This window comes from Neopararhizobium haloflavum (assembly GCF_002750855.1).
GTDB classification, from domain to species: Bacteria; Pseudomonadota; Alphaproteobacteria; order Rhizobiales; family Rhizobiaceae; genus Georhizobium; species Georhizobium haloflavum.
Window position 1 is genome coordinate 178,889 of sequence record NZ_NWUC01000001.1, and the last position, 15,444, is coordinate 194,332.

General features: G+C 62.5%; 12 protein-coding genes. 2 read left to right on the forward strand and 10 right to left on the reverse strand.

The window, feature by feature from the left end; genetic code table 11:
- Nucleotides 1–16: 16 nt before the first annotated feature.
- Nucleotides 17–1,624, reverse strand: a complete 1,608-nt coding sequence (locus CN673_RS01025; protein ID WP_099864147.1) for a peroxidase family protein — start codon at nt 1,622–1,624, stop codon at nt 17–19.
- A gap of 523 nt (nt 1,625–2,147) precedes the next feature.
- Here CN673_RS01025 and CN673_RS01030 point away from each other — a divergent pair.
- Entirely contained in the window at nt 2,148–3,974 is a 1,827-nt protein-coding gene (locus CN673_RS01030; protein ID WP_099864966.1) for a monovalent cation:proton antiporter-2 (CPA2) family protein, read from the forward strand.
- 11 nt (nt 3,975–3,985) lie between these two features.
- Here CN673_RS01030 and CN673_RS01035 read toward each other — a convergent pair whose 3' ends face one another.
- The 9 genes from CN673_RS01035 to CN673_RS01075 all read right to left on the reverse strand — a co-directional run bounded on the left by CN673_RS01035 (nt 3,986) and on the right by CN673_RS01075 (nt 14,177).
- Entirely contained in the window at nt 3,986–5,041 is a 1,056-nt protein-coding gene (locus CN673_RS01035; RefSeq protein WP_099864149.1) for an acyltransferase family protein, read from the reverse strand.
- Nucleotides 5,025–6,767, reverse strand: coding sequence for an AMP-binding protein (locus CN673_RS01040; RefSeq protein ID WP_198585852.1), 1,743 nt, complete (start codon nt 6,765–6,767; stop codon nt 5,025–5,027). The genes CN673_RS01035 and CN673_RS01040 overlap by 17 nt, the downstream gene beginning before the upstream one ends.
- A 130-nt stretch (nt 6,768–6,897) precedes the next feature.
- On the reverse strand, nt 6,898–7,812 hold the full coding sequence (locus tag CN673_RS01045) for an NAD(P)-dependent oxidoreductase (RefSeq protein WP_099864154.1): 915 nt from the start codon (nt 7,810–7,812) through the stop codon (nt 6,898–6,900).
- 39 nt (nt 7,813–7,851) lie between these two features.
- Entirely contained in the window at nt 7,852–8,985 is a 1,134-nt protein-coding gene (locus CN673_RS01050; RefSeq protein WP_099864156.1) for a Gfo/Idh/MocA family protein, read from the reverse strand.
- Between the two features lie 13 nt (nt 8,986–8,998).
- On the reverse strand, nt 8,999–9,760 hold the full coding sequence (locus tag CN673_RS01055) for a sugar phosphate isomerase/epimerase family protein (protein ID WP_099864158.1): 762 nt from the start codon (nt 9,758–9,760) through the stop codon (nt 8,999–9,001).
- Between the two features lie 133 nt (nt 9,761–9,893).
- Nucleotides 9,894–11,024 carry an ABC transporter ATP-binding protein gene (locus CN673_RS01060; protein WP_099864967.1) on the reverse strand — a complete coding sequence of 377 codons (1,131 nt, stop codon included), beginning with the start codon at nt 11,022–11,024 and terminating at the stop codon, nt 9,894–9,896.
- A gap of 5 nt (nt 11,025–11,029) precedes the next feature.
- Complete coding sequence (locus CN673_RS01065) at nt 11,030–11,950, reverse strand: carbohydrate ABC transporter permease (protein ID WP_099864161.1); 921 nt, start codon at nt 11,948–11,950, stop codon at nt 11,030–11,032.
- The gene (locus tag CN673_RS01070; protein ID WP_099864165.1) at nt 11,947–12,837 is read right to left on the reverse strand and encodes a carbohydrate ABC transporter permease; all 891 of its coding nucleotides are present in this window, start codon (nt 12,835–12,837) and stop codon (nt 11,947–11,949) included. The genes CN673_RS01065 and CN673_RS01070 overlap by 4 nt, the downstream gene beginning before the upstream one ends.
- 101 nt (nt 12,838–12,938) lie before the next feature.
- Nucleotides 12,939–14,177, reverse strand: coding sequence for an ABC transporter substrate-binding protein (locus tag CN673_RS01075; RefSeq protein ID WP_099864968.1), 1,239 nt, complete (start codon nt 14,175–14,177; stop codon nt 12,939–12,941).
- A gap of 223 nt (nt 14,178–14,400) precedes the next feature.
- On the opposite strand from CN673_RS01075, the gene CN673_RS01080 reads away from it, so the two are divergent.
- Nucleotides 14,401–15,441, forward strand: a complete 1,041-nt coding sequence (locus CN673_RS01080; RefSeq protein ID WP_099864168.1) for a LacI family transcriptional regulator — start codon at nt 14,401–14,403, stop codon at nt 15,439–15,441.
- Nucleotides 15,442–15,444: the final 3 nt, after the last annotated feature.

Here is a 15,444-nt window from a genome sequence, read left to right on the forward strand (position 1 = left end):
CAACAGCCAGTCGCGATCAGGTGCCGATCGGATTGACGTCGTCGATGAAGCGCAGCATGTCGGCCATGGTGAACGTGCCGGCCGTTTGCGCCGGAAGCGTCGGCTTCCAGTTCTTGACCTGCCAGAGATAGGACTGGGTGTCGCCGTGGACGAGGCCGACGAAGACTTCGGCGACGATCGTTGATCCCACCGGCCCCAGCCGCTCGCCATTGTGGCGCACGGACGCTTCCTTGAGGATGTAGTACCAAAGCGGCGTGGCCTTATCGAGGCCCTGCTGGCGCGCCACCTGTCCGTCCGGGCCGCTGGCGATCTCGTCGGCGGTGAGCGGATTCTTGACTTTCATGTGACGGGCGACCTCCTGGCCCGACGGCAGGCCGAGGTTGACGCCGCGCTTGAGGTTGCGGAAGGCCAGGTTGCCTCCGTTTCCGGGCAGATTGTGCAGTTCCTCGACCAGGAACGGATCGATCCGGCGCGTCCGGTTGAATGTGAAGCCGGTCGCGGCGGGTGTGCCGAGGTCGTAGAAGCGTCGCCAGTCGATGATCCAGTTGCTGGGAAGAACCGAGACGGGAAGCGGGCCTGTCGGCGGATTGGGCGCAAGGTCGCCGATGATCTGGCCGGACAGTCCGCTGAAGCCGAACAGCAGGTCGAACCCTATGTCCTGGAAAACCCGGTTGTGGCTGTAGCGCTGGCGCACCATGGAATGACCGAGCCGATAGGCCGCGGCGGAGAATTCGACGGGCATATAGGGCGTCTTCTTGAAGCGGTAGTATTTGCGCCCGTCGTGCAGGATGCGGGCGACGATGCCGGGTTCCGTCAGCCGTTCGACCCAGTCATGCAGCACCAGCCATTGATAATGCCAGGTAACCGTCCGACGGGCTTCCGCAAAGATGTTCTCCGGCGGGTTGGCGCCGGATGACAGCATATCGCAGACCTTGTTGTGGAACTTGAGGAAGGCGAGGTGGGTCTGCGCGACGAGAAGGTTTTCGTCGTTGCGGTGATCGCCGATCAACGCCATGCCTTGAGGAGAGCGCGGCAAGTCGTTGAAGAAATCGCCCGTGACGCCGCCGAAGCCGACCGTCATGTTCTTGCCGATGAGGAATTTGGGACCGTGCTTCGACAGGTCGGCGGGATTGCGCTCGTAAAGATGCGGGCTGCCGTCGGGGCCGAGGCCATAAAGCGCATCGAGGTCGAGGCTCGGGGTCCTGAAGTTCTCGACGCCGAGCGGGTCCTTCACCTTGTCGGCGAGCGAGGTGAGGTCGAGCGTTATGTCGTGATCGACGAACTGTCCGAGATAGGTAAAACCTGCCGGGATATTCGGGTTGTCCATCGTCGTGTCGGTTGGGTCGCCGTCGAGCATCGCATCGGCGAGTTTTTCCAGCTTTGTGTCGGGCACTTCCAGCGGCGGTAGCTTGGGAAACATCCGCCCGAACATGCCAGGGTCCTTGTGACCGGAAAGCGCGTCCAGCAACTGTCGTGTGGGATGACGACCGGCCGTCCCGTGTCCCGGCGTCAATTTGATCGCGGATTGGCCCGCGGCAAGCGCATTCATCAGTTCCGGCGGCAAGGCACCAGTGGACGGGTCGGCCGGCTTGGCCTTCGGCTTGGATTTCGTTTTCAAAGACATGTTGCATCTCCCTCTTCACGACGCATGACCGATGCGTCCGGATCGGGTCGCCACTTGTCCCTTCGCGAGTCCCCGCTCGAACATGCCCTTAGGGGTCATGGTTTCGAGTTGATGCCATTTTCTATGTGATGGGCTGCGCGACGCGATGCGTCGACCAATGCGGCGGAAATGTTCCCGGCGAGCCATGATGCAGCAGCCAACTGCGCCATCGGTCGCATCGTCGATCAAGGGCCCCGATCGCCCCGGCGCTCACAGACCGTCCCGTCGAGAACCCGCCGCAACCTGGACCGAGCGCTTGACGGTGAAATACGGTGTGCAGTCGCCACCGATTGAAAGAAGCGGACCTTCAGCCCGCCTACCGCAGAGTTTTACACAAGCATATTCTCTTTTTCCCGCGTCTAATTCAATACGCAATGTAGGCTGTTCGCATGCGCAGGACAGCCATGCCGCCAGCCGGGTATCGCCGCTGCGAAAGCAGGGTAATATCGCGCACGGACAAACGGCGGTTTCAGCGAGGTCGATGATGGCGGTAGAAGGTTCGGGCGGCGATCTTGCCCATGTCGTGGTGTTGCTTGGCGCTGGCGTGATCGCCGTCCCGATCTTCAAGCGGCTGGGGCTGGGGACCGTTCTCGGTTATTTCACCGCCGGGCTGATCATCGGGCCTTTCGGTCTTGGTTTCTTCTCGGACCCGGAGACGATCCTGCATGTCGCCGAACTCGGCGTCGTGATGTTCCTGTTCATCATCGGCCTGGAGATGCAGCCGTCGCGGCTGTGGTCGCTGCGGCGCGAGATCTTCGGGCTCGGCTTGTCGCAGGTCTTCCTGTGCATGGCGCTCTTGTCGGTGGTGGGCGTGTGGCTGCTGGGGCTCGAGCCGATCGTCGCCTTCATCGCTTCATCCGGCTTCGTGCTGTCGTCGACCGCCGTCGTGATGCAGATGCTCGACGAGCGCGGCGAGACCTCCACAGCGCCCGGGCAGCAGGCCGTGTCCATTCTGCTTCTGGAAGATCTGATGATCGTGCCGCTTCTCGCCATCGTCGCCCTCATGGCCCCGGGCGAGAGCGAGAGCGCCGGAGCGCGGGCCATGCAGATTGTCATCGCGCTCGGGTCGCTCGCGGCCCTCGTTGCTGCGGGGCGCTGGCTGCTCAACCCGATGTTCCGGGTGCTGGCGTCGGTCGAGGCGCGAGAGGTGATGACGGCAGCGGCGCTGCTCGTGGTGCTCGGTTCTGCCCTGCTGATGGATGTGGGCGGATGGTCGATGGCCATGGGCGCGTTCCTGGCAGGCGTGCTGCTGTCGGAATCCACCTTCCGACATCAGCTCGAAGCGGATGTCGAACCGTTTCGCGGGATTCTCCTCGGGCTGTTCTTCCTTGCCGTGGGCATGTCGCTCGACCTTGCCGTCATCGCCGCGCAGTGGCCGCTCATCGCGCTTGCCGTCATCGCCTTCATGGTGACCAAGGGGGTCGGCATTTATCTTGTGGCGCGGCTTTTCGGCAGCGGGCATCCGGTTGCCGTCACGCGGGTCGCGCTTTTTGCCCAAGGAGGTGAGTTCGCATTCGTGCTCTATGCGGCGGCTGCGAGCGCGGGGCTGTTCAATGTCGAGGCGAACGCCATCTTCTCCGCCACCGTCATCATCTCGATGGCGCTGACACCCCTGATCGCGATCGTGATGCAGCAGTTCATGCCGCGCACGCCGCAATCCATGGACGGGATCGACGCGGCGGACGGTCTGGAAGGCAACGTTCTGATCATCGGCTTCGGCCGCTTTGCGCAGGTGGCCAGTCAGGGTCTCCTGGCACGCGGGTTCGACGTCTCGATCATCGAGAATGACGTGGAGATGATCCGCGCCGCCTCCGATTTCGGGTTCAAGGTCTATTTCGGTGACGGGCGGCGGCTCGACATCCTTCATGCTTCAGGGGCCGCGGAGGCGCAGGCCATCCTCGTCTGCGTCGATGACCGCGATGCGGCCGATCGGATCGTCGATCTCGTCAAGACGGAGTTTCCGTTGACGAAGCTCTTCGTGCGGGCTTTCGATCGCGGGCACGCGCTGGATCTGATCGAAAAGGGCGTGGACTATCAGATCCGCGAGACATTTGAGTCGGCCATGGCGTTCGGCCATGCGGCGATGATCGGGCTTGGCGTGCCGGCCGATGACGCGCAGGCGATCACGGACGATGTGCGCAAGCGGGATCAGGAACGTCTGGAACTGCAGATCGTCGGCGATCTTTATTCGGGCCGCGACCTAATGCGTCGCAACGTGCCTTCACCGACGCCATTGACCACGCCACGCCGCGAGGGACGTGTCTATGGACAGGAAAATGCCGATGCCGACACGGCCGAGCGCGTCGAATAGCGCACCCTTGCTCAATGCCGCTCCAGCCGACCGAGACGCAACGGGCGCAGGTGAGCGAGCAGGCTGCCCGGCAGGACGGGCGCCAGTGACCGACGCAGCCAGTCATTGCCTTTGAGCCGGCGCCATACCCGAAGCGTTGCGGTGGCCATGAGCCACGCAAGGAGACTGCCGCACATGGCAAAGAGCCAGGCACCGCTCTGGTTCTCAAGGCCAAGACCCAGCGTATAGATCCGCAGGAAGATGACATGCAGCAGGAAGATCGTGAAGCTTGCCTGTCCGACGATCTGGAACAGGCGCGCAAGGCTTTCCGGCAGGCGCAGTCGCGGCCAGTATGAGAGAAGGACCACAGACATCGACAAGGTCCAGAACTCGAGCGATCGCAATCCGAAGGCAAGCGCGGCGCAGGCAATCGTCAGCGACACCAGCGCGACACGGTTCCAGCGTGGCGCGAGCGGGCTCGCGAGCGCGAAGAAGACCAGGCAGCCGAGAATGAAGTTCCAGGCGATCCTTTGCGGCGGGATGGTACGCAGCGCATCGGGAACATGATCCTGCGAGAACAGGCGACCTGCCGCAAACACGATCAAGAAGACGATAAGCGTGGCGGCGAGGGGCCGAGCCGTGAACTGTCGAGCGGCGGCGGGAATGGAGAAAACGAGGGCAAGGCACAACAGCAACTGCACGACCACCTGCGGATACCAGACGAAAAGGAAGGCGAGATCGTTTCCGGGAAACCAGTTGCTGATGAAAAGAAGTTCGGCCAGATCGAACTGGCGGCGTATTGCGAAGGACGCGAGCACGATGGCAAGGCAGGGCAACCAGATACGCGTGGCAAAGCGGAGGATGACGGTCGGCAAATCCTGCGTTTCGGTTCGGCTGAGTGCGAAGCGGGCGAGGCTGTAGCCGGCGAGCATCAGCAGCACAGTCATGCCGCCGGCATAGTTGAACGGTCGAACCGGGTGTGAATGGTTGAAGACGACCGCGCTGATGGCGATCGCCCGCAGGACGATATCCGTTTCGATGATCCGGCCGGAGTGGCCGGACGCATACCGGTCAAATGCGTGCGGCATGGCTGCGCATCTCCTCGAGTTCGTCGACGCTCATCTGTTCCCACCGCGGCGGAACCGAACCCAGATACTCCTCCAGCGCCATGTGTGTTTCGACATAGACCAGCGAATCGCCGTTGAGATCGGTGAATGTGCTGGCGCCAGTGGCGCCTTGTCCGACCAGCGTGGCGTAAATCTGCTCGACACCACTCCACTGGCTTTCCTGGAAGCCGACGATGCGTGCCATTTCCCGGCCGATTTCGCGCAAGAACGTGCCGGACATCAGGCCGGGAAAATCGGCTGACCTTTGCGATGCCGACCCGGCGGCTTCCATCACCGCGCGGTAGTCGACCTTGCCGGTCGATAGCCTTGGTATCTCACGAAGCCGCACAATCTCGAAAACGAAGTCCGGCAGGCCGTGGTGTTCCGCGAGGCGGGTGGTCAGCGCGGCGCTGTCGACAGGGGCGTCATGGCCGTTCGCCGGCAGGGCGATGACGATGCGCCGATCGTCACCCGCACATACGATGCCCGGCAATTCGGGCGCCAGCAAATGCTCGATCTGATCGAGATTGATGCGGATGCCGAACGGTTTCACGAAGCGCGCGGTGCGGCCGACGATGCAAAACAGTCCATCGGCATTTCGGCAAGCGACGTCTCCCGTGCGCAATTGCCCAGCCGAGCAATCGGTGCCGAGGTCGGCAGGACCAACGGCATAGCCCATCATGACGTTCGGCCCACGATAGACGAGTTCGCCGGCAACATCGGGCGCTTCGATGTCCCGGCCGGTCTCGTCGATCAGTGCGATCTGGCCGCCGGGGATGGGAATGCCGATGCAGTCCGGATGGGCGGCGGCCATTTCCGGCGGCAGATAAGCCATTCGTGGTGATGCCTCGGTCTGTCCGTACATCACGTAGAAGCGCCAGCCATGGCGTTCGCCAAGGTCAGCGAAATGACGAACCATGTCTGGTGGAAGGCGCCCGCCCGCTTGTGTTGCATAACGGAGAGAGGGTGCGTCGGCCCATGAAAAGCCGGCCAGTCGCAGGCGCTCGTAGACATAGGGTACGCCGGCGAAGCTGGTTCCGGCATGGGCGCGCAGTAGCGTCCAGAACGCCGCTTCGGCAGCGGACCGCTCGGTGAGCACCAGCGTGCCGCCGGTTGCGATATGGCTGTTCACCACGGACATCCCGTAGGAATAGTTGAAGCGCAGGCTCGTCACCGCCCGTTCGCCAGCGGCCAGCTGCAGATACTCCGCGATCGAAAGCGCGTTTGATGAAATGTTCCGATCCGACAGTTTGACGAGCTTCGGTGCGCCGGTTGAACCGGATGTGGAGAGCAGGACCTGCAATTGGGGATGAAGCGCGTGGGTCACGCGGTGCGGGTGGTCTTCTTCAAGCCGACCTGCGTTGAATGACAACACGACATTTGGCCGGAACAGTTCGACGCGCTCTGCCAGTTTGTCGCGTTCGTCTTCGCCGAAAAGATGAACGACATGACCGCCTTTCAGGCAGCCAAGATAGGCGGCAATCGCCGATGTGTGGTTGCGCGCTTCCAGAAAGACGAGAGATCTGCGGGCGCCAAGCCTTTCGCTCCAGCATTGCTGCAGGTCGGCGAGACGGCGATACGTGATCGTCTGCCCATCCTCGATAAGGGCGGGTTGGTCGTCAAAGCGAGACAGGTCACTGCAAAACCGAGCGTTCGGCCGCTGGTCTTCCGATGCGTCCTCCTGCGCGCGTGGATCCGGGCTCTCCATCATTGCCCCTTCGGCCAGTCCCTCGACGGCGCCCCAACAGTGCAATTGGGAAGCCTAAGGGGCGGTGCGGCCATGGGCAGGATGGCCGATAGTCGAAGGGGACATCCATCCGGATGAGGTCAGGCCGCGTTCAGCTAAGGTCCTGTTCGCGCTCCTTGAGCTGGCGATAAAGCGCGGCATGGTCGAGATCGCCGCCACCCATCTCCTCGACCAGGGCGCGATAGCGCGTGCGCACCGCTTCGGACAGCGGCAAGGCGAGGTTCAGGCTGCTAGCCTCGGCGATGATGTTGTTGAGATCCTTCAACTGGATAGACGACTTGCCCCCGGGCGTGAAATCGCCTTCGCTCATGCGCCGTCCGTGAAGCTGGAGGATGGTGGAGTCTGCAAATCCACCCTTCAACGCGTCGCGGAAGGCGGCGGGATCGCCGCCACCGCTTTCGACCAGCAACGTTGCCTCGGCGACGACGCCGATGGTCACCGCCACGATCGCCTGATTGGCCAGTTTGGCGAGTTGCCCGGCTCCCGAAGGGCCGACGCGCACGGGACGGCCGAGCGCCTCAAGCACAGGCTTTGCCCTCTCAAAGCAGGGTTCCTCGCCGCCCGCCATGATGGCGAGGGTCGCGGCCTCGGCGCCCCTGGTGCCGCCGCTGACGGGCGCATCGAGATGATCGATCCCCGCTGCGGCAAGACGCTCGGCATGATCGCGAGCCTCCTGCGGCGTGATCGAACTCATGTCGACGAAGGTGGCGCCCTTCTGCATGGCTTTCGCGACATCTTGCGAGAAGAGCAGATCGGCGACCGCCTTGCCGTCGCTGACGATGGTGATGACCAGGTCGGCGCCGCTGGCCGCTTCGGCCGGGCTCTCGGCGAGGAGGGCGCCGTCTGCGGTCAGGGCCTCGGCCTTCTCCCGCGTCCGGTTCCAGACAACGACATCATGGCCGGCCTTCAAAAGGTTGCGGGCCATGGGGGCACCCATCAGGCCCGTCCCCAGAAATGCGATCGTCTGCTTGGTCATCGTGTCTGCGCTCCTCGTCCCATGGTTCATCGGGGTTAGCGTGGCCAGACGAGGCGCGCAAGCATCGGGTCACGCCAGCAAGGCCCTGGCCTCCTCTATGCCCAGTGCGGCCGGGCGCTCGCACGTTGTCTCCAGCGTGACGAATTCGCCGGTTTCACCCGATCGCAGAATGGCGAGCAATATCTCCATGCCGTGGAGGCTGCGCTCGAGCGAGCAACGGGCATCGCGCTTCTCGGCGATCGCCAACGCCATGTCCGCCAGGCCGGCGGTGCGGTAGTTCGCCATCATGGCGTGGTCATGCTTCTCGTTTGGAACGCCGAGGGGATGCTCCCATGCCTGCATGTCCTCGATGGGATTGTCGCGCGCGGCGATTTCAACCGTCCCGCCGAAGAAGTTCGGATCGGGCACGAAAATCGACCCTTCTGTACCGTAGAGTTCCATGTTGGCATGGCGGTGCGCCCAGACGTCCCAACTGGCAGAGAGCGTCACGGTGGCCCCGTTGGCAAATTCCAGAAGCGCGTTGATGCTGGTCGGCGTGGAGACCGCCAGCGTTTCACCCTTGCGCGGCTGGCTGGTGATGGTTCGTTCGGGAATGGGCGTCGTTGCCAGGGCGGCGACCCGTTTCACCGGACCGACGAGATTGATCAGGTTGGCGATGTAGTATGGCCCTAGATCGAGAATGGGCCCGCCGCCGGGCTTGTAGAAGAAGTCCGGATTTGGATGCCAGTGCTCCATGCCGTGGTTCATCACGTGGCAGGTGCCGCCGATGATCGTGCCAACCGCGCCTTCGTCTATCGCCTTGCGCGCCAGTTGGTGCGCGCCGCCAAGGAAGGTGTCGGGGGCGGAGCCGACCGACAGACCCTTTTCGTCAGCGATGGCCTTCAGTTTCAGGCCCTCCGCCATGCTGAGCACCAACGGTTTTTCGGAATAGACGTGCTTGCCGGCCTGCAGAATGCGCTTGGATACGGCGAAATGGGCATCGGGTATGGTCAGGTTCACAACGAGACCAATGCGCTCATCCGCCAGAAGCGCATCGACGTCCATCGCTTCGACACCAAACTCGGCGGCGCGCGCATCGGCGGCCGCGCGATTCATGTCGGCGCAGCCGACGATGCGGATTCCGCGAAATTTCGGGGCGTAGCGGAAATAGGTCGCGGAGATGTTGCCGCAGCCAATGATGCCGATGCCCAATTCGTTTGTCATTGCAGTCTCCCGATCAAAAGGTTCTTGCCGCAGCGATGGATCGGCGGGCAAAGCGCTCCTCATCGGCGGGATTGTCGTGTTCCATGATGAAATAGCGCACTGGTGTGTCGCGCAGCGCCGTCATGATCGCCGGCCAGTCGACCGTGCCATGGCCGACATCGGCCCAGCCATCCTCGTCGGCGTTCTGTCCGGCTGGCGCGATATCCTTGATATGCACCGCGGAAATCCTGTCGCCGTAGCGCTCGATCCATTCAAGAGGGTCGGCGCCGCCGCGCACGATCCAGGCGATGTCGGCTTCCCAGGAAAGATCGGGAGCGGTATCGAAGACAATGGCCTGAGGCCGCCGCTCGCCATCGATCGGCGCAAACTCGAAATCGTGGTTGTGCCAGCCGAAGATGAGGCCGGCATCGCGCATCGGCTTTCCCGCTTCATCGAGCCGCCGGGCAAAGGCCTGCCAGCCGGCGACATCGCCTGGCCGATCCTCGGCCTGAAGATAAGGGCAATATACTGCCTGAACACCCAACGCCCTGGCGGCAGCGACCGCTCGTTGCGGATCGGCTTCCAGCATGTCTAGCCCGAAGTGAGCCGTCGGCATGGTCAGGCCGGCCTTGTCGAGATCGCTCTTGAACCGGGCGATGCTGCTTTCGTCCATCCCGTCGAAAAGCGCGCCGTAGCCTTCGACCTGGCTGTAACCCAGCTCACTGAGCATGGCGAGCGTCCTGGGCAGCGGCCCGAAATTGCGCGAGGAGTAGAGCTGATAGGAGAATTCGGTCATTTCAGTTGGCCTTTCTGGTCTCATTCGGTCCTGGCGGTCGCAGGGCCGAATTTCGGTTCCGGTTGTCTGATTGCGATGTCGTGACCCGGACCTCGGCAATCGCCGCGATCGAGGTCTGGCGATGGGGTGGACGTCACAGACGCTCTTCTGTCTCGGCATCGAACAAGGATGCCATCGGCATGGCGAAGGAGACGTGGAGCTCTTGCCCCGGGTCGAAAGTGTTGCCGGCCGACGTGCGGGCGGACAGGTGCTGACCGTCAAGGTCGAGCCAGACAAGGCTGTCGGCGCCCATAGGCTCGTCCAGCTCGAACTGTGCGGGATAGGCGTCTTGTCCGCCTTCGCTCGATAGCGCGATGTGCTCGGGGCGCACGCCGAGCGTGACTCTCCGGCCCGTGCGCAGCGGCTCCGCGCTTTCGTAGCCGGCAAGGTCGATCATCAGATGGCTCATACGGAACGCCGGCCCGTCCGGCGTTTCGACGAGCTCTCCTTCAAGGAAGTTCATCGCCGGTGAGCCGATAAAGCCGGCAACGAAGCGGTTGGCGGGACGATTGTATATGGTGAGCGGCCGATCGAGCTGCTGTATGACGCCACCCTTCATGACAGCGATGCGGTCGGCCAGCGTCAAGGCCTCGATCTGGTCGTGGGTGACATAGATCATGGTGTTGTCGAGCGTCTGGTGCAGACGCTTGATTTCGACGCGCAGTTCGGAACGCAGCTTGGCGTCGAGGTTGGACAACGGCTCGTCGAACAGGAAGACATCGACATCGCGCACCAGCGCCCGGCCGATCGCGACCCGCTGGCGCTGGCCACCGGAGAGGGCGGCGGGCTTGCGGTTCAACAGCGGCTCGATCTGGAGGATGCGGGCTGCGCGCGCGACGCGCCGGGCAATCTCGTCCTTCGCCATCTTCGTATTGCGCAGGCCGAAGGAGAGGTTTTTCTCCACACTCATCTGCGGATAGAGGGCATAGGACTGGAAAACCATGCCGATGCCGCGGTCCTTCGGCTCCTTCCAGGTGACGTTTTCGCCCTTGATGAAGATCTGGCCGTCGGAGATGTCGAGAAGGCCCGCGATGCAGTTCAGCAGCGTGGACTTGCCGCAGCCCGACGGGCCCAGCAGAACCAGAAACTCGCCGTCGGCCACGTCGAGATCGAGATGCGTCAGGACGTCGATGGCGCCGAAGCTGAGCGACAGATCCTTGATGGAAACGCTTGTCGCCGTATCCTTTTCAGTCGCGTCGGCGACGATGGGTGCTGGGGCATGCATCGGCATCATCCTTTCACCGCGCCGGCGGCGATGCCGCGCACGAAAAGCCGTCCGGAAACGAAGTACACGAACAGCGGCACCGCCCCGGTGAGCAGCGTTGCGGCCATGTTGACATTGTATTGTTTGACGCCCTGCACGGCGTTGACGATGTTGTTGAGCTGCACGGTCATGGGGTAGTTTTGGCTGCCGGCGAAGACCACGCCGAAGAGGAAGTCGTTCCAGATCCCGGTGACCTGCAAGATCAGCCCAACGACGAAGATCGGCAGCGACATCGGCAGGTAGATCTGCAGGAAGATCTGCCAGAAGCCTGCGCCATCGACGCGCGCCGCCTTGAAGAGCTCGACTGGCAGGGCAGCGAAATAGTTTCGGAACAGCAGGGTGAGGATCGGCATGCCGAAGATCGTGTGGACCAGCACGATACCCGTGAGCGTGGAGAAGATGCCAAGCTCGCGCAGCAGGATCACCAGCGGATAGAGCAGCACCTGATAGGGGATGAAGGCACCGAACAACAGGATGGTGAAGAAAATCTCGGATCCCTTGAAGCGCCAGTTGGCGAGCGCATAGCCATTGACCGAGGCGATGGCGATGGAGACGATGACGCCTGGCACGGTGATCTTCACGGAATTCCAGAAGCCGACCTTGATGCCTTCGCAGTAAAGTCCGGTGCAGGCGCTGTCCCAGGCGGTGATCCACGGCTCGAAGGTGATATCGACGGGTGGGGCGAAGATGTTCCCCATGCGAATTTCAGGCATCCCCTTCAGCGACGTGACCACCATCACGTAGAGGGGAAGAAGATAATAGAGCGCGGCGATGATCAGCACCGAATAGAGCATGATCGTCGAAGGCGCGAAGCGGCGGCGTGGCTTGGCGCCGCGCGGCCCGGCGCTGAGGCTGCGTTCCGGCAGCGTCATCGTGATGTCGCTCATGGCTTCTTCTCCCGGAATACGAACAGCGCCCAGGGCACGAGAATGATGAAGACGGTGACCAGCATGACCGTCGATGCGGCAAGGCCCTGGCCGAGGTTGGCGCGCTGGAACATGAAATCGTAGACGTATTTCGCCGGAACCTCGGACGCGAAGCCGGGGCCGCCCTGCGTCATGGCGACGACGAGATCGTAGAGCCGGACGATGCCCGAGGCGACGATGACCAGCGTGGTGATGAAGACGCCTTTCATCATGGGAACGATGATGAAGAGGTAGGTCTTCCATGCGGGAATGCCGTCGACGCGGGCGGCCTTCCATATCTCGTTGTCGATGCCGCGCAGGCCGGCGAGCATCAGAACCATGACGAAGCCCGTGCTTTGCCAAAGGCCGGCCATGACCAGCGCGAAGAGCACGGTGTCGGGATTGCCGAGAAGCGCAAGGTCGAACTGCTCGAAGCCGAGGTCGCGCATCAGCTTCGGCAGACCGAGACCGGGATCGAGAATCCATTGCCAGATGAGGCCGGTGACGATGAAAGACAATGCGAAGGGATAGAGATAGATCGTTCGGAATGTGCTTTCGAAGCGGATCTTCTGGTCCATCAGAGCGGCCAGCAGGAACCCCACGACGAAAGAGAAGACGAGCAGCAGCGAGCCGTAGACCGCGAGATTGTAGATCGAGACCGACCAGCGCGGTGTGTCGAAGAGCCGGGCATACTGACTGAAGCCAACGAAATTCGTGCTTGGCAGCAACCGGGAGTCGGTGAAGGAATAGACGATTGTCCAGATGGTGCCGCCGACGAACACGCCGAGCGCCGTCAAGATCATCGGCAGAGCGGCGATCTTGGCGCTGGCGTTGCGAAAGAGGGAAAAAGGACGAGTGGCGGCGGCCATCGGCTTCCGGCTCCAACGTAAGAAAAGCTCCAGTGCCGGAGCGACCGATCGTGTGCGCGACGATCGCCCCGGACCGGGTCGAGGTGGGGTGAGACTGGGCCCTACCTCGCTTGGGAGATGATCTCGGCCTGCCGCTCGATGGCGTCATCGACGCTCATGTCGGAGGAGAAGAACTGCAATGCGAGGTCGATCATCTGGCCCTGGGTATCGGAATCCAGCATCTGCTCGGTCGATGGCATGACGCCTTCTTCCGAGCTCAGGATTTCAAGCCCCTTGGCCATGCAGGCGTTTGCCGCTTCCATGTCGATATCGCCGCGGATCGGCAGCGACCCCTTGGTGAGATTGAATTCGACCTGCACTTCTTGTGAGACGAGCATGCTGGCGAGCTCCAGCTGGGCCTGGCGAGTCGCCTCGTCTTCGATGAGCGGGAAGTAGAACGCATCGCCTCCCGTATCGAGCACGGCGTTGTTGCCGAGGCCGGGCAGGCAGTCATAGTCGACGCCAGCTTCCTGGCCGGCCATTGCAAACTCGCCCTGGGCCCAGTCGCCCATGATCTGCGCCGCCGCATCACCCTGGATCACCATGTTGGTGGCAACGTTCCAGTCTCGACCGGAATAAGCGTCGTCGACCATTTCGCGGGCCTGGGCAAATGCCTCCCATACGGCGCGGTTGTCGTCGCTGCGGATGGCGTCCTCCGACTTGTCCTGGTTGACCGCAAGGAAGGTTTCAACGCCGCCGATGGCGGTCTGCATGACATTGCGGATGCCGTCCACCTGCCAGGGTGCGCCGGTCGCAAGCGGGATGACGTCGGCCTCGCGCAGCGCAGGCGCGGCTTCTGCCAGTTCCTGCCAGTTGGTGGGAACTTCAAGGCCGTTGTCCTCGAAAACATGGCGGTTCAGCCACATCCACTGCCAGGAGTGAATGTTGATCGGCACGCAGTAGATCCGGCCTTCGAATGTGCAGGTTTCCAGAAGACGGGCAGGGCGGATGAAGTCGGCCCAGCCTTCCTCCTCGGCAAGTTCGGTTAGGTCGGTCATCAGCCCGGCCTCGATCAGATCTTCGGCGTCGCGCCCGGTGTTCATCTGGGTTGCCGCCATGGGATTGCCGCCCAGGATGCGGCTGATGATGATCGGATTGGCGGTGGTCCCGGAGCCGGCGATCGCGCCATCGACCCAGGTATGCTCGGTGTTCTCATTGAAATTGTCGGCAAGCACCTTGACCGCCGCGGCCTCCCCGCCCGACGTCCACCAGTGCGTCACCTCCAGATCGACTGCATGAGCTGCGCCGGTCGGCAGGGCCGTGGAGGCCGCCAGAACCGCAGCAATGGTACCGATACGCATCGCCATTTCCTCCCTGAACTGTAACGTTGCAGTAAGAGGCTAATTCAATCAGAATGAAGATGCAATGCCCTGAGATGGGCAAAAATTTTTGCATCGCAACACGATTGTCGTGACGCTAGACACCAGAAACTATAACGTTGCAGTTGGCGATGGTTTTGCGGCATTGTCGGATTTGCACGAGCGCGGTGGCCAGGTGAGCTCGTGCTTGATAGAGACGCAGGTTATGGACAAGCCTTCACCGACCATGGAGCGTGACGAACCGAGCGCGACGAGCCACCGTTCGTCGGAACGACCGACGTTGAAGACGATCGCCTTCATGACGGGACTCGGCATCACCACCGTTTCGCGCGCGCTCAAGGACGCCCCGGACATCGGCGCCGATACCAAGGAGCGCGTGCGTCTTGTGGCCAAGCAGATCGGCTACCGCCCCAACAGGGCGGGAGTGCGGCTGAGAACCGGCAAGACCAATGTGATCAGCCTGATCCTCAACACCCATGAGGAAATCATGGGTATCACGTCCAACATGGTCTACGGGATCTCCGAAATTCTGGCCGATACCCAGTACCATCTCGTCGTCACGCCCTATGCCCATTCCAACGATCCGATGGAGCCGGTGCGCTACGTCCTCGAAACGGGATCGGCGGACGGCGTCATCATTTCGCGTACCGAGCCCGACGATCCGCGCGTGCGCTACCTGATCGAACACGATTTCCCCTTCGCCACGCACGGGCGCACCGACATGGGGCTCGTTCATCCGTTTCACGATTTCGACAATGCCGCATTCGCGCAGCGCTCGGTGGAACGGCTCGCGCAAAAGGGACGGAAGCGGCTTGCCTTGCTGGCGCCGCCGGTGGGGCTCACCTATTACACCCACATGATGGGCGGCTTTTCGAATGCGATCCACGATCTGGGCCTCGATGCAGTGCCGCTGTCGGGCATCGACATCGATCGCGCGCTCATCGACATCAAGGCGGGCACGGAGAGGATCATGCGGGCGCGCGGCCGGCCCGATGGCATCGTCTGCGGCAGCGGGGCATCGGCGATCGCCGTCGTTGCCGGTATCGAGGCAGCCGGCCTGGTGCTCGGCCGGGACGTCGACATCTGCTCCAAGCAATCGACTGCCATCCTGCCCTGGTTCCGTCCGGAGATCAGCGTCTTCAACGAAGATGTGCGCGAGGCGGGGCGCGAATTGGCGCGCGCCGTTCTCGGCCATATCGAGGGCCGAGATCCCGCCACGCTGCAAAGCCTGATGGACCCTCGCTAAGCG

Bases quoted from the DNA above. Each gene is read 5' to 3' on its own strand.
- CN673_RS01065 (WP_099864161.1), bottom strand. From the start codon at position 11,950: ATGAGCGACATCACGATGACGCTGCCGGAACGCAGCCTCAGCGCCGGG.
- CN673_RS01030 (WP_099864966.1), top strand. From the start codon at position 2,148: ATGGCGGTAGAAGGTTCGGGCGGCGATCTTGCCCATGTCGTGGTGTTG.
- CN673_RS01060 (WP_099864967.1), bottom strand. From the start codon at position 11,024: ATGCATGCCCCAGCACCCATCGTCGCCGACGCGACTGAAAAGGATACG.
- CN673_RS01070 (WP_099864165.1), bottom strand. From the start codon at position 12,837: ATGGCCGCCGCCACTCGTCCTTTTTCCCTCTTTCGCAACGCCAGCGCC.
- CN673_RS01045 (WP_099864154.1), bottom strand. From the start codon at position 7,812: ATGAACCATGGGACGAGGAGCGCAGACACGATGACCAAGCAGACGATC.
- CN673_RS01075 (WP_099864968.1), bottom strand. From the start codon at position 14,177: ATGCGTATCGGTACCATTGCTGCGGTTCTGGCGGCCTCCACGGCCCTG.
- CN673_RS01080 (WP_099864168.1), top strand. From the start codon at position 14,401: ATGGACAAGCCTTCACCGACCATGGAGCGTGACGAACCGAGCGCGACG.
- CN673_RS01040 (WP_198585852.1), bottom strand. From the start codon at position 6,767: ATGGAGAGCCCGGATCCACGCGCGCAGGAGGACGCATCGGAAGACCAG.
- CN673_RS01025 (WP_099864147.1), bottom strand. From the start codon at position 1,624: ATGTCTTTGAAAACGAAATCCAAGCCGAAGGCCAAGCCGGCCGACCCG.
- CN673_RS01055 (WP_099864158.1), bottom strand. From the start codon at position 9,760: ATGACCGAATTCTCCTATCAGCTCTACTCCTCGCGCAATTTCGGGCCG.
- CN673_RS01050 (WP_099864156.1), bottom strand. From the start codon at position 8,985: ATGACAAACGAATTGGGCATCGGCATCATTGGCTGCGGCAACATCTCC.
- CN673_RS01035 (WP_099864149.1), bottom strand. From the start codon at position 5,041: ATGCCGCACGCATTTGACCGGTATGCGTCCGGCCACTCCGGCCGGATC.